General features: G+C 68.9%; 9 protein-coding genes. 3 read left to right on the forward strand and 6 right to left on the reverse strand.

Translation table 11 applies throughout. The features are described 5' to 3' along the window. Positions 1-28: 28 nt before the first annotated feature. The gene (locus ACFVUS_RS10255; protein ID WP_387763468.1) at positions 29-3,772 is read right to left on the reverse strand and encodes a BTAD domain-containing putative transcriptional regulator; all 3,744 of its coding nucleotides are present in this window, start codon (positions 3,770-3,772) and stop codon (positions 29-31) included. A gap of 202 nt (positions 3,773-3,974) precedes the next feature. Between ACFVUS_RS10255 and ACFVUS_RS10260 the strand changes: the two genes are divergently transcribed. From ACFVUS_RS10260 to ACFVUS_RS10270, 3 genes are all read left to right on the forward strand, one after another. Then, a complete protein-coding gene (locus ACFVUS_RS10260; protein ID WP_387763471.1) occupies positions 3,975-4,808 on the forward strand; it encodes an alpha/beta fold hydrolase in 834 nt (277 codons plus the stop codon). Between the two features lie 142 nt (positions 4,809-4,950). Continuing rightward, positions 4,951-5,937 carry an MHYT domain-containing protein gene (locus tag ACFVUS_RS10265; protein ID WP_387763474.1) on the forward strand — a complete coding sequence of 329 codons (987 nt, stop codon included), beginning with the start codon at positions 4,951-4,953 and terminating at the stop codon, positions 5,935-5,937. 75 nt (positions 5,938-6,012) lie between these two features. Continuing rightward, positions 6,013-7,605, forward strand: a complete 1,593-nt coding sequence (locus ACFVUS_RS10270) for a Na+/H+ antiporter (RefSeq protein WP_387763477.1) — start codon at positions 6,013-6,015, stop codon at positions 7,603-7,605. On the opposite strand, the gene ACFVUS_RS10275 is transcribed toward ACFVUS_RS10270, so the two are convergent. The 5 genes from ACFVUS_RS10275 to eutC all read right to left on the reverse strand — a co-directional run bounded on the left by ACFVUS_RS10275 (position 7,602) and on the right by eutC (position 12,817). Then, complete coding sequence (locus tag ACFVUS_RS10275) at positions 7,602-8,669, reverse strand: YdcF family protein (protein WP_387763479.1); 1,068 nt, start codon at positions 8,667-8,669, stop codon at positions 7,602-7,604. The genes ACFVUS_RS10270 and ACFVUS_RS10275 overlap by 4 nt on opposite strands. After that, a complete protein-coding gene (locus tag ACFVUS_RS10280) occupies positions 8,666-9,856 on the reverse strand; it encodes a DUF418 domain-containing protein (RefSeq protein WP_387763481.1) in 1,191 nt (396 codons plus the stop codon). Before ACFVUS_RS10280 ends, ACFVUS_RS10275 begins: the two co-directional genes overlap by 4 nt. Before the next feature lie 144 nt (positions 9,857-10,000). Next, entirely contained in the window at positions 10,001-10,648 is a 648-nt protein-coding gene (locus ACFVUS_RS10285) for a response regulator (protein ID WP_387763484.1), read from the reverse strand. Next, complete coding sequence (locus ACFVUS_RS10290) at positions 10,645-11,766, reverse strand: sensor histidine kinase (RefSeq protein ID WP_387763487.1); 1,122 nt, start codon at positions 11,764-11,766, stop codon at positions 10,645-10,647. The genes ACFVUS_RS10285 and ACFVUS_RS10290 overlap by 4 nt, the downstream gene beginning before the upstream one ends. A gap of 109 nt (positions 11,767-11,875) precedes the next feature. Next, on the reverse strand, positions 11,876-12,817 hold the full coding sequence (eutC, locus tag ACFVUS_RS10295; RefSeq protein ID WP_387763490.1) for an ethanolamine ammonia-lyase subunit EutC: 942 nt from the start codon (positions 12,815-12,817) through the stop codon (positions 11,876-11,878). Positions 12,818-12,822 lie beyond the last annotated feature (5 nt).

Genomic DNA, 12,822 nt, shown 5'->3' on the forward strand with positions numbered 1-12,822 from the left:
GTTCAATCGCTGGATCGGACGGGCCGCTCTAGGTTTCGGGGAGCTCCGCGAGGCGGGTTTCGATGCGGGTGGCGAATAGGGCCGCGCCGCGGGTGGTGGCGAGGTCGTGGGCTTCGCGCAGGGCGGTGCGTGCTTCGGCGAATGCGCCGTCGGCGGAGTGGGTTTCGGCGAGATCTTCCAGGGCTCGGATGAGTTCGGTCGCGGATTCGCCTCGGCGTAGGTGGGTTATGGCGCGGTGCAGTAGGGGGATGGTGGTGGTGTCCGCGGCGGCCATCGCCATCGCACGCCAGGCGCGGCCGAGGGTGACGGGGGTGTTCCAGCGTTGGGCGAGTTCGAGTTCCTCGGCGGCGAGTTGACGGGCCTGGGCGTGGTCACCGAGTGGGATCAGTTGCAGGGCGGCGGAACTGCGCCAGGGGATGTGTGCCGGGTTGTGTAGGTCCCAGGCGGCGAGGCGGCGGCCGCATTCGAGGAAGTGGGCGACGGCTTCGCGGTGCCGGTTGCGGGCGACGCAGCTCAGGGCGCGGACGTAGGTGATGGTGGTCCACTCCCACGATTCCGGATTGGTGTGGGCGCGAGTGGATTCCAGCCAGTCGTCGGCTTCGTCGAGACGGCCGGAGCCGAGCAGCGCGTGCGCGTATTGGGCGACGAGCGCGGGCGGGCGGCGCACCAGGGTGCCGGTAGGGGTGGCGGCGATTAGGGCGCATTCGCGTTCGGCGTCGGCGTAGCGGCCCTGCCGCAGTAGCGCTTCCGATCGCAGGATGAGGCGGTAAGCGTCGATCACGCCGAAGTATTTGTCCTCGCTCTGCGCACTGAGCTGCGCGGTGAGGGTGAGTTCGTCGGTCCACAGGGCGATATGGGCGAAGATGCCGAACAGTTCCCGAGGCAGCCGCTCATGGGGTTGCACACCGCTGGCGGGCAGGAACCGCGCGCGAGCGGCTTCGGCCGAGATGCGCACGGCGAAAACGTCATCCAGGGTGCGGGTGGCGGCGGTGACGACATCGGGCCGGGGATCGTGGCGGGCGAGTTCTCGATAGCTCGACCAGCCCTGCGAGGTCAGGGCGGCGACCATCCAGCGGGAGGCGCGCACCGAGGTCGCCGCCTCCTGATCACGAGCGGCGGTCTCGGCGAGCACCTGATCCAGCAGCGCATCCGCCTCGGTCGCTCGATACGCGGTGATCAAGGTCCAGGCCAGCGGAATGAGCGCCGCCGGAGCGGTTTTCGACTCCCGCTCCAAGGCCAGCGCCTGCTCCAGATACGCGCGGGCGGCGACGGGATCGGTCCACTGCTTCAGCAGCCCCAGCCGCAAGGCGAGGTCGGAGCGCTGCTCCGGCACCGAGATCCGCTGCGCCACTTCCAGATAACCGGTGGCTTCGGCCAAGTCCAGGGCGCGCACCGCTTCCGCCGCCGCGTCGATGAGCGTGGGCACCCAGTACGACCATTGCGGTCCGCTGAGTTCGAGCAGATACGCGGCCACCTCCCGGGTGTCGCGCGAGAGGAGCAGGGCACGCTGCGCGGCGAGCTCGCGCACCTGCCGGACTTCCGCACGCGGGCACAGGTGACGCAAGGTGTTGGCGGGCAAGCGATGCCGGAAGCGCGGCGGATCTGCGGCGGCGAGAATCCCCTCGGTGACCAGCAGCGAACAGCGCTCCCGAATCTCGGCCTCGGGTTGCTCGCACGCGGCGGCCACCACCTCGACGGGCGCGCGATAGTCCTGGAGTACAGCAATGGCCCGCAGCATCGCGCCGCCGTCTCGGGAGTACCGGTTCAGCAGGCGGCGCATGGCGCGTTGATAGGTGCCGCTGGGCAACTGCTCCGGCACATGCCGTGGAGCGTCGAGGAGCGCAAGGTCTTTCAGCAGTGCGCCGACCAGAATGGGCAGACCGCCCGTGGCCTGCTGTATCTCCAGCGCCAGTGCGTCCGAACAGCTTCCGCCCAAGGCCCGCCCGGCGAGAGCCGAGATCGCCGGCAATCGCAGTCCCGCCAGCCGGATCACTTCCGCGGCAAGGCATTCCAGCTCGGTATGCACCGACGAGACCGGCGCGAGATACCAGGTGCGCTCATCGAACACCGCCACCACCAGCACGGGCAGCGTGCGCAATTGCGGGGTCAAGGCCACCAGCAATTCCAGCGAGGGCGTGCCCGCCTCGGCCACATCATCCAGCAGCAGCACCCGGGGTTGTGATGCGAATCCGTCGCGCAGCAACGCCGCTTGCGCGCGGTAGTCGGTGTCCTCGATTCCCGCTGTCGCGGAATCCATTCCGGCCAGCCGGGCAAGTTCGTGAAACAGCCGCGGCTCCGGCCCGATCAGCTCCTTGGCATTGAGTACGACCGCATTCGGCACCCGCTCCGCGACGGCTTCGATCAACACCGTCTTCCCCGATCCCGGATACCCCGAGATCACCACGGTCCCGCCCCGCCCGCTCATCGCCCGCTGATACGCGCCGAAAATGGCCGCCAATTGCTCGTCGCGGTCCAGCAGCGCAACGCCGGAGTGCGCAAGCCGCGTATCGGCGGCAGCGTCCTTCGAAGGCACGGCGGCGGTGGGTGATCCGCCCGCAGACCAGTCCGAAAGCATTGCGACCGGGGCAGATTCGACCGAGAACGCCGCAGCCACGCCATAGCTCCGCGAAAACTGTTCCGGCCCAGCCCCATCGGGATGCGCCGCAGGCAACAGCGATCCTGTTGTTGCCGTCGATTCCGCTGACAGACCCCAACCGGCCGACCGCGTTCGATCGGCCGAGATCCCCGTCGGGCCGGACACTAGCGGCCGCATCTCGTCACCGACCGGGCCGGACACCAGCGACCGCATCTCGTCACCGACTGCCGCGCCCCGCCCCGAACCCGGCAACCGTTCACCAGCGGCCAACTGCGATCCGGCCGCCGATTCCCCCGATAGCTCGGAACCCATCGATGGTGCGCCAACCATCCCGGCTGCCGAACTCTGATCGGCCACAAGCGGATGCGGTATCGGTCCCCGAACCGATCGAGCAGGTGCGACCGCCGGTTCCACCTGACCCGCCAGTATGCGGCTCTGTAGTTCACGTAGCTCGTCACCGGGTTCGACGCCGAGTTCGTCGACCAGTCGCCGCCGAGTGCGGGCGTACACATCGAGTGCTTCGGCTCGTCTGCCCTGCCGGGCGAGCCCACGCATGAGCAAAGCGCTGGGACGTTCGCGCAGCGGATGTTCACTGACCAGCGGACGGACGCGATCGACCACCTGATCGGTGCGACCGAGGTCAAGGGCGACGTACAGGCTGTCCTCGAGGACGGCGAGCGCGCGTTCGTGCAGTAGTGCGCGGTGCGCGGCCACGACCGGTCCGGGCGCTCCGGCCAGTGGTTCGCCAGAGCACAGCAGTAGCGCCCGCGTGTAGCGCTCGTCGGCGGTCGCCGGATCACCCTGTGCGCGTGTACGTTCGGCCTCGGCGACGAGGCGGTCGAAGACACCGACATCGATCTGCTCATCGGTGATGTTCAGTTGGTAGCCGCCGTGTCCGGACAGCAGCACCGTGGGTGCGGCGCGGGGCGCGCGATCGGGTTCGAGGGCGCGGCGCAGCGCCGAGATGTGGGTTTGCACCAGGCCGATTCCGCTGGCGGGCGCGGCATCGTCGTACAGACCGTCCAGCAGTGCGGTGGCCGCGACCCAGCGGCGGCGGCGCATGGCGAGCATGGCCAGCAGGGAGCGGCGCTGTGGCGGGCCGAGCGCGACGATCCGATCGTCCAATCGCACCTGCACGCCGTCGAGCAGGGTGATCTGTATATTCGCCGCCGACACTGCGCGCCCTTCTCCGCCGGGTGGATGCCCCACCGCCGCGATCGATCCGTTTGCCGAACTCGGACAGCGTAGTCAGCGCGAGCGGCCATCGAGACCGCATCTGCGCGGTGGCGACTCCGGAACCACTACCGAAAGCGCTTGCGAGCTGGGCTTTCGGAATCCGTTCAGTGCGCGTTGAGTGATCGAAAGCATGGTCGTCGCCATGAGTATCACCTCGAAGTTCCGTCACACCATGCTGCTCGTCACCGCCCTGGGCCTGAGCATCGCCGCCACCGCCTGCTCCGCCGCGGGCGATAAGCCAGCCGCCGCCGCACCGCAACCCGATGCGAACAAGCCCGCGGTCCTGCTCGTGCACGGCGCGTTCGCGGACGGCTCCAGCTGGAGCCGGGTCGCCGAACGCCTACAGCGCGATGGCTACCGCGTGACCAGTGCGGCCGTTCCGCTGCGCGGTCTCACCTACGATTCGGCCTATATCCGCGGCCTGCTCGACGCCATGCCCGATAAGACGATCCTGGTCGGCCATTCCTACGGCGGCGCGGTGATCACCAACGCCGCGGCGGGTTCGCCGAAGGTCGCGGGTCTGGTCTACGTGGCCGCGTTCGCGCCGGACAAGGGTGAGAGCCTGGGCGAGCTGGATGCCCGCTACGGCGGTCCGGCCACCAAAATCACTGTGCCGCAGAACTATCCGCTCACCACGGGTGGTACCGCGCCGGAGTTGGTGATCAGCCCGGAGCAGTTCCCGGCCAATTTCGCGCAGGATCTGCCCGCCGATGAGGCGGCGCTGCTGGCCTCGGCGCAGCGTCCGGTGGCGGTGGCGGCGTTCACCGAGACCACGGTGGATCCGGCGTGGAAGTCGATTCCGTCCTGGTATCTGGTGGCGCGTGACGATCACATGATTCCGCCGGATGGCCAGCGCGCCATGGCAAAGCACATCAACGCGACGGTGGTGGAGCATGCCGGCAGCCATGCGATCGCGCTATCGCAGCCCAAGACGGTGGTGGAGCTGATCGAGACCGCGGCGGCCGCGGCGCACTGACCAGTGGTTAGTACCGCTGTGGCCTGACTCTCAGCCCCGGTTAATGTGAACGAAACATTCACATTTCAATTTCCCAATCGGACAACCGACCGGTACTCTTCGCCAGCGATCGCGAAAGATTCGTTGTGGCAATGGAGTTCGAGTGCTGGAAATAAGCCACTTCAGCTATGGGTGGGTCACCCCCGTGCTGGCCTACATAATGTCCGTCACCGGATGCCTGCTCGGCCTGCGGTGCACCGCGCGTGCCCGCACCGGTACCGGCCGCCGCGGCTGGCTCATCGCCGCGGCGGTCGCCATCGGCGGCACCGGCATCTGGGTCATGCATTTCATTGCCATGCTGGGGTTTTCCATCCATGGCGCGTCGATTCGCTATGACGTGCCGGTCACGCTGCTCAGCGCCGCCATCGCCATGATCGTGGTGTGGGTCGGATTGTCCATCGTGGCGACCGGGCGCTGGGGCGGCTGGGAGTTGCCGGCCGGTGGCACCATCACCGGACTCGGCGTGGGCGCCATGCACTACGCGGGCATGTACGCCATGAAATCGGATGCGATCATCGACTACGACTTCGGCCTGGTCACGCTGTCGATGGTGATCGCGGTGGTGGCGTCGATCGTGGCACTGTGGTTCACCTTGAATATCAATGGGATTCTCGCCACCGTCGGCGCGGCCCTGATCATGGCGGTCGCGGTATGCGGCATGCATTACACCGGAATGGCGTCCATGAGCGCGCATCACGCCGCGCACGCGAGCATGCCGCACGGCGTGAGCGGAATGCAGTTGCTCGCGCCGCTCATGATCAGCGTCAGCATGGTGACCATGGTGCTGCTCATCCATGTCGGGCTGACCGAGGTGGATGAGGCCAGCCGGGTCAGCGAGCCGGTGCGACCCGAGCCCGTGCGGCACGATCCGTGGTCACTACAGTCGAGTTCGCTGGGCGCGCAGTCGAATTCGGCCGCAGCGCAGCGCACGGCGGCGGGTTCGGGCGGCGTCACCCCGGTCGCCGGGCCGAGTCATGACCTGCCGCAACAGAATCCGGAGCCGTACCAGTATCCGCAGCCGCCGCTGTACGCCCCCGAGCGCGGCGCTTTCCCACCGGCGGGCGGCTATGTACCGGGCGGCGGAATCTGAGAACTTTCCGGCGGCTCACTGAGAAACCGGACCCGCTGGTCGACTTACCCGCATACGCGCAGCAAACTGGCTGGCGTGGCGCATCAAATGGAATTGATCTTCGTCGTCCTGTTCGCGACGATCCTGGCCCAGCCGCTCGGTAAACGGCTGGGCCAGGCGCCCGCGGTGCTCATGACCGCCTTCGGCGTCATTCTGGCGCTGATCCCGCAGGTCCCCGAGATCCACATCGATCCGGAGATGATCCTGCCGCTGGTGCTGCCACCGCTGCTGTACGCCGCCGCCCGGCGCACCTCCTGGCGGGCCTTCGCCGATAACTGGGGTGCGATCAGCATGCGCGCGGTGGTGCTGGTCATCGTGACCGCGGGGGCGGTGGCCTGGGCCTTCCGGGCGTTCTATCCGGCCGTGCCGATCGGGGCGGCGCTGGCGCTGGGCGCGCTGGTCGCACCGCCCGATCCGGTGGCGGTGTCCGCGCTGGCGGGCAAACTCGGGCTGCCGCGCCGCCTGGTGGCCGTACTCGAGGGCGAGGGCCTGTTCAACGATGTGACGGCCATCGTCGTCTACTCGGTCGCCATTCAGGCGGTGGTGACCGGCAAATTCTCAGCGTGGCATGCGGCCGGGCAGTTCGCGATCTCGGCGGTGGTCGGTGTCGGCGTCGGCCTGCTGTTCGGCTGGGCGGGCAGCAAGCTCATGCGGCGACTCGGCGAAGCGCCCTGGCAGGTGGCGCTGGGGCTGCTGCTGCCGTTCGCGGCGTACGGCGTCTCCGAGGCGCGCGACGGTTCGGCCGTGCTGGCGGTGCTGGTGTGTTCGCTGTATCTCACCGACGCCGCAACCGATTTCAGCGATAGCGATTACCGGCTCGTCGGTGATTCCTTCTGGGAGATCACCGAGATGCTGGTCACCGGTTTCGCTTTCGGGCTCATCGGCCTGGAGCTGAGCACCGTGCTCCGGGACGCCGGACCGGATTGGCCGCGCTTCATCGGCGGCGCGGCCGTGGTCATCGGTGTGGTGGTGGGGTTGCGGCTGATCTGGCTGCTGATCACCACCGCACTGTTCAAGAGTTGGTGGCGCGAACGCGACGCCGATGAGCCGTACACCTGGCGCGAGACGCTGGTCACCTGGTGGGCGGGCATGCGCGGGGTGGCGACAGTCGCACTGGCGCTGGCGGTTCCGTTCACCACCGATTCCGGGGAGCCGTTTCCGGGACGCTCGGAAATCCTGTTCACCGCGTTCGCGGTGGTGATGTTCACCCTGCTGCTCCAGGGCCCCACCCTGCCCGCGGTGGTGCGGGTGACCGGTGTGCACGTGGACACCGAACGCGAACGAGAGATGGAGCGCCGCCTGTGGACTCGCGTACTGGAGGCGGAACTGGCACGGCTGAAAGAGATTTCGGTGACCCAGGCGCTGCCCGAGGAGCTGTACGAGCGGCTGCGCGACGGTTTCGAACGACGGCTGGCGCAGGCCGATCCCGAAGCGGCGGAAGGCAATGCGCGGATCAATACCGATCGCGCCGTCGTATTCGCCAAACAGATGCGCGCCATCACCAATGAGGTGCTGGAGGCGGGGCGGACCGAGGCGCTGGCCGCCCGGCGCGAACCCGGTATCGCGCCCGATGTGGTGGATCGGGTGATGCGCCGCCTGGATCTGCGCACCAAGGCGGGCTCGCCCTAATTCCCGGCGTCCAAGCCGATGGGCAGATACGAGTAGATCGCCAACGCGGCGACCATGGCGAGCAGCACGCCCGATACCACCAGATTGGCGCGGCGATGCGAGACCAGGACCGCGATGAATTCGCGCAAGAAGGCGGCGGGTACGAAGTAGCGGGCCGTGCGCGCGCCGACGACCTGCGCGTCCAGTCCGAGCCGACGGGTCAGCTCGGCGGTGCGCAGGACGTGGAAGTCGCTGGTCACCACCGTCATCCGCGGTGACTCCGGTAGTTCCCGATGTCCGCGCAGCTGTTCGGTGGTGAACCGGAGATTCTGCTCGGTATTGCGAGAGTTGTTCTCCCGCACGATCTTCGCCGCCGGGATACCGGCGGCCTCGAGATAGTCGGCCATGGCGTCGGCCTCGGCGACCGACTCACCCGGTCCCTGCCCGCCGGAGGTCACCAGGACCGGGTCACCGCCCGCCGCCAACTCCGCCTCGTACGCGGTGCGCGCCCGATCCAGCCGGGAGGCCAGCAGCGGGGTCACCTGCCCGCCCGCCAGACCGCAGCCGAGCACCACCACCGCGTCCGCGCCCGGTCGCTGCGGCAATCGCGCGTACAGCACGGCGTAGCCGGTGAAGGCGAGCAACTGCACCAGCAGCAGCAATCCGATCAGCACCAGCGCCACTCCCAATCCGGTGCGCCAGGCGGGCGAGCGGCCACCGGGATCCAGCAGAATCCAGGCCGCGAGTGGGAACAGCAGCAGACCGATTCCGGCGAGCGGTGCGACCGCCGTGGCAATCCGCAGCCCCTCGCGGCGGGTCAGCACCACTCCGTTCGCCACCAGCCCGATCCCCGCCGCCAGCAGCGACAGCGGTGGCAGCAGCACGAGCACCGCGACCCCGATCTCGATCGCCACCAACGTATTCCGCTCCAGCAGCGCCACCACCGCCCACAGCGCGATCAACCCGAGCGCCGCGAACAGCACCAGCCCCGTCGACACCCGCCGCGGCTCCCGCACCACCCGCACCGCCCCGATGACCGCCAGCACGATCCCGGCGGTCAGCAGCGCGTACGCGAACCCGGTCACCTCGAATACCGTTCTACGCGCCCACTATCCGCGCCGAACGCCGCCGCAGAGCGTTCGACGGCCGATACGGGTGGTGTCGCGGATGCGAGGGCGGACACGGCGGCGGTATCTGGCGCGGTGGTGGCGGGCACAGTGGGCACGGTAGGCGCAGCCGCCGACATCCCCGCCCAGGACACGCGGCGCAACAGCCACTCCACCGGTCCCTGCGCGAATCGCCCCAGCCACCACAGCGATACCGCCGCCTGCGCGACGAGTATCAGCACACACAACGCCAGCGTGCGCGCCCACGCACCGGGTGCGAGCGGATCAAGACCCAGCGGAACGGCGAAATACCGCGCGGCGACGACCATGAGGGTCGCGGCGAGATAGTTGGTGAGGGCGGTACGTCCCAGCGCGGTGAGTACACGACCGATCGCAGCATCGGGGCGAGTATGCAAGGCGAGCAGCACCACACACCCATAAACCGCCGCCATGATCAGACCCGCGACCACGCCCGCCTCCGGATCAGCGGACTGCCACAGCAGCGCGGCCGCCCCGGCGGGAGCGAGCACGAGCAGCGCGAGCACGAGTGCCCCGGTACGAGGGCGATTCCCCGCAGCGGCCGGACAATCCGCCGCCCACCGCTGTCCGTCTGCCGCACCGGCTCGCCCGGTTCGGACCCCGTCCGCTCCGGCGAGCCACTGCGGCAAGCCCGCACAGCTCGCGGCGAAGCCGAGGAGGAACAGGCCGGGGACCAGCAGCAGGCCATTCGACACGGTGGCTGCCGCCGCGATCGACACCGCGCCCAGCACGCCGGTCACCGGCGCGGCGAAGCGGTCCGGGAGGAAGGTCGCGGGCAGCAGTAGAACGAGCGCGACAATCGCGTACGGCAGCAGCGCCTCGCCGGGTTGCAGCAGTTGATGCGCGGCACCCAGCGCCCCGATCGCGAGCACCCGGCGCAGCATCACGATGCGCGGTGACCGCGCCCGTTCCCGAGCCGACCGCCACATCAGCGCGAACCCGATCCCGAACAGCAGCGCGAACAGCGGAAAGAACCGGTGATACACCCCGAATTCCAGCCACCGCAGCACCGGATCAACGCTGCCATCCCGAATCGGGTCCAACCGCAGGATGGCGGGCGCATTGGCGAACAGGATGCCGCACAGCGCGAATCCGCGCAGGATGTCGAGGCTCGGTAGTCGTCGCATACCGATCATGGTCGCCAGCGGCAGCCCACGGGGACATCAGCCGAACGACCGAACCCGGCCCGCACCCCTCAGCCGAATGGCCGAACCCGGCGGTATCCATGAAGTATCGGGGGCAACGGGCACAGTCCCCACTTCCACCGAAGTTCAGTCCATCAGGCCGGATTGCCAGGCGCGGGCGGCTATTTCGACGCGGTTGCGGGCGTTCAGGCGGCGTTGGATGCTGGCGACGTGGGTTTTGACGGTGCCCAGGGAGAGGAAGAGTTGGGTGCCGATTTCGGCGTTGGTGGCGCCGGCGGCTACCAGGCGGGTGACGTCGAGTTCGCGTGGGGTGAGAGCGGTTATGGCCGTGGTGAATTCGGTGGGGGCTCGGCGGGAACCGGTTTCGCGGGTGCGGCGCAGCAGGCCGGTGGTGAGTTCGGGGCTGATGAGGGCGTCTCCGGCGACGGCGGCGCGGACGGCGGCCAGTAGCAGGTCGGGGCCGGAATCCTTGAGGAGGAAGCCGCTCGCACCGTTGGCCAGGGCGGTGTCGACGTAGTCGTCGTCGTTGAAGGTGGTCACGATGACGACGCGGGTGTCGGCGCTGATGCGGGCGCACACCTCGAGCCCGTCCAGGCGCGGCATGCGGATGTCGAGGAGTGCCACGTCCGGGTGGTGGGCGCGGACCGCTTCGATGGCTTGGACGCCGTCGGCGGCCTGGGCCACCACATCGATATCGGGGGCCGCGTCCAGGATCATGGCGAACCCCATGCGGACCATGTCCTGATCGTCGGCGACCAGTACGCGAATCGTCATATCCCGCCCTTGCTTTCGGCGACCGGCAGGCGGGCCGCGAGCCGCCAATGGCCGTTCAGGAGGCGTCCGGCGGTGACCGTGCCGCCTACCGCGGTGGCGCGTTCGGCCAGGCCGGTAAGGCCAACTCCCCCACCGCCGCCCAGTCCGGCGAAGCCGGTTCCGTTGTCGCATACGGAGATATCGACGGCGTCGTCGATCAGGCGCACGGTGACGTCGACGCGGCTGGCGTCGGCGGCGTGGCGGCGAATATTGTTGAACGCCTCCAACAGGATTCGGTGTGCGGCGAGCAGGACCGGGTCCGGGACATCGGGGGTGCGCACCCGCTCGTCGAGTTCGGTGACCACCTCGGCGTGCGCGGTGTCGGCGAAGCGTTCCACCAGATCCGCGAGATCCGTTGTCCCCGTGGGTGCGGCACCGTCGTGCAGATTTCCCACCAGGGCTCGGATATCGTCCAGTGCCCGCCGCCCCGAACCCTCGATCCGCGTCAGTAGCGGCCGGGTGCGCTCATCGGCCGCGAGCTGTCCGGCCTGGGCCAGCACCACCATGCCCATCACCTCGTGGGCGATGACATCGTGCAGTTCGCGTGCCATCTGCGCGCGCTCATCGGCCACCGCCGCGCCCCGCTCGATCACGAGTCGCTGCCGATGCGACCGCACCAGCAGCCCGATCCCCAGCGCTGTGATCGTGGGAATCGTCACCACGAGCAGCGGCAGCACATCGTCGGCCGGGCTCGACCGCAGTCCCAGCACCGATCCGACCGCCGCGACCCCGAGTACGGCGGTCAGCACCGCATCAAATGGCCCGGCAATCCGCGACGCCGCCACCCCGCAGGCCACGATCGCCACCCACGCCGAGGCCGTCGCCCACGGCGAGTGACTTTCCGGCCACCGCCACACCACCACCATCGCGATAACCAGCGCCGCCACCCCGACCAGCACCCCGGGCCGCCGCCACACCCGCTCCCGATCCTCGCGAATCATGCTCAGACAGGCGTAGATTCCGCCCGCCGCCCCGAGCAGGTCGACCAGCGTCTGCCCGAAAGATCCGGACGCCGTCAACTCCACGAGCGCGCCGAGACCACCCGGCAACACGCACAGAGCAAACAGCAGGCGACCCATACCCCGACCATAGCCACCACGGCGCGAGTCAGCTCGAAGCCCGGTCGGGAGCCCGCGATGTGTCGCCGGTCGACCCGAGCCGGATGCCACAGCGCGAAGCCTCGACGATCTAGGCCGACTCAGCCGCTTCCAAGATCACCGCATCGCCACCGCCGAGAGCGATCTCGGCGGAGGTGTCCTTGAGATCCACCCCGGAACGGCCGAGTCGCCGCGCGCCGTCGACGAGGGTGGCGGCGACCTGGGCCGCGCGGGTGTACCCGAGTCCCTCCGGCGGATGGATATTGGAGATGCAGTTGCGTTCGGAATCCGCGCGACCGGGTTCGGGCAGGTGGGTGAGGTAGATGCCCAGACTGTCCGCCACCGACAGACCCGGTCGCTCACCGATGAGCACCAGGAGCGTCCGCACGCCGAGCGCCGCGCCGATGTGATCACCGAGCGCCACTCGGGCTTGGGTGGCTATCACCGGCGGCGCGAAGGTGAGCCGGTCGCCGAGCGCATCGACGAGCGCCGCGAGCATGAGCACCCCGTGTTCGGCGAGCGCCAGCGGGGACAGCCCATCCGCGAGCACGACGCCGATATCCGCACCGGAGTGCGCCACCGCCGAAAGCCCCTGTCCGGCGGGCACTTCGGAGTTCGAGGGCAGGCGTCCCAAATCCGGTCGCCGCAGGTACTCCGACCGGTCGGCGGCACGACTGCGCACATGCGCGACCGCCCCGAGACCGAGCGCGTTCACCTGCGCCGCAAGCGATTCGACATCGAGCGGATTGTGCACGGCATCACGCGCGGCGGCGTGCGCGGCCCGCAACTCCAGCACATCGACGGTACGCAGCGCGTCCCCCGCACGCCCCAGCCCGATCCGCGCCTGCGTCGTGCGCCGCAACTCCGACCAGAACTCCTGCGCGACCGCGTCTTTCGCACCCGCACCGGCTGCCAACGGCACAACACTCCCACGTGCGTCCGAGGTCGGCGGGACGTCACCGCCCGTGGTCTCCATGGGGATCGTATTTCCGGCCGCAGTTTTCGGCTGGTGATCGGTGCTGTCGATGGTCACTGTTC

Source organism: Nocardia sp. NPDC058058 (genome assembly GCF_042885355.1).
Taxonomy (GTDB): Bacteria; Actinomycetota; Actinomycetes; order Mycobacteriales; family Mycobacteriaceae; genus Nocardia.

Excerpts from the sequence above, each read along its gene's own strand:
- ACFVUS_RS10285 (WP_387763484.1), bottom strand. The coding sequence starts at position 10,648 with ATGACGATTCGCGTACTGGTCGCCGACGATCAGGACATGGTCCGCATG.
- ACFVUS_RS10280 (WP_387763481.1), bottom strand. The coding sequence starts at position 9,856 with ATGCGACGACTACCGAGCCTCGACATCCTGCGCGGATTCGCGCTGTGC.
- ACFVUS_RS10260 (WP_387763471.1), top strand. The coding sequence starts at position 3,975 with ATGAGTATCACCTCGAAGTTCCGTCACACCATGCTGCTCGTCACCGCC.
- ACFVUS_RS10290 (WP_387763487.1), bottom strand. The coding sequence starts at position 11,766 with ATGGGTCGCCTGCTGTTTGCTCTGTGCGTGTTGCCGGGTGGTCTCGGC.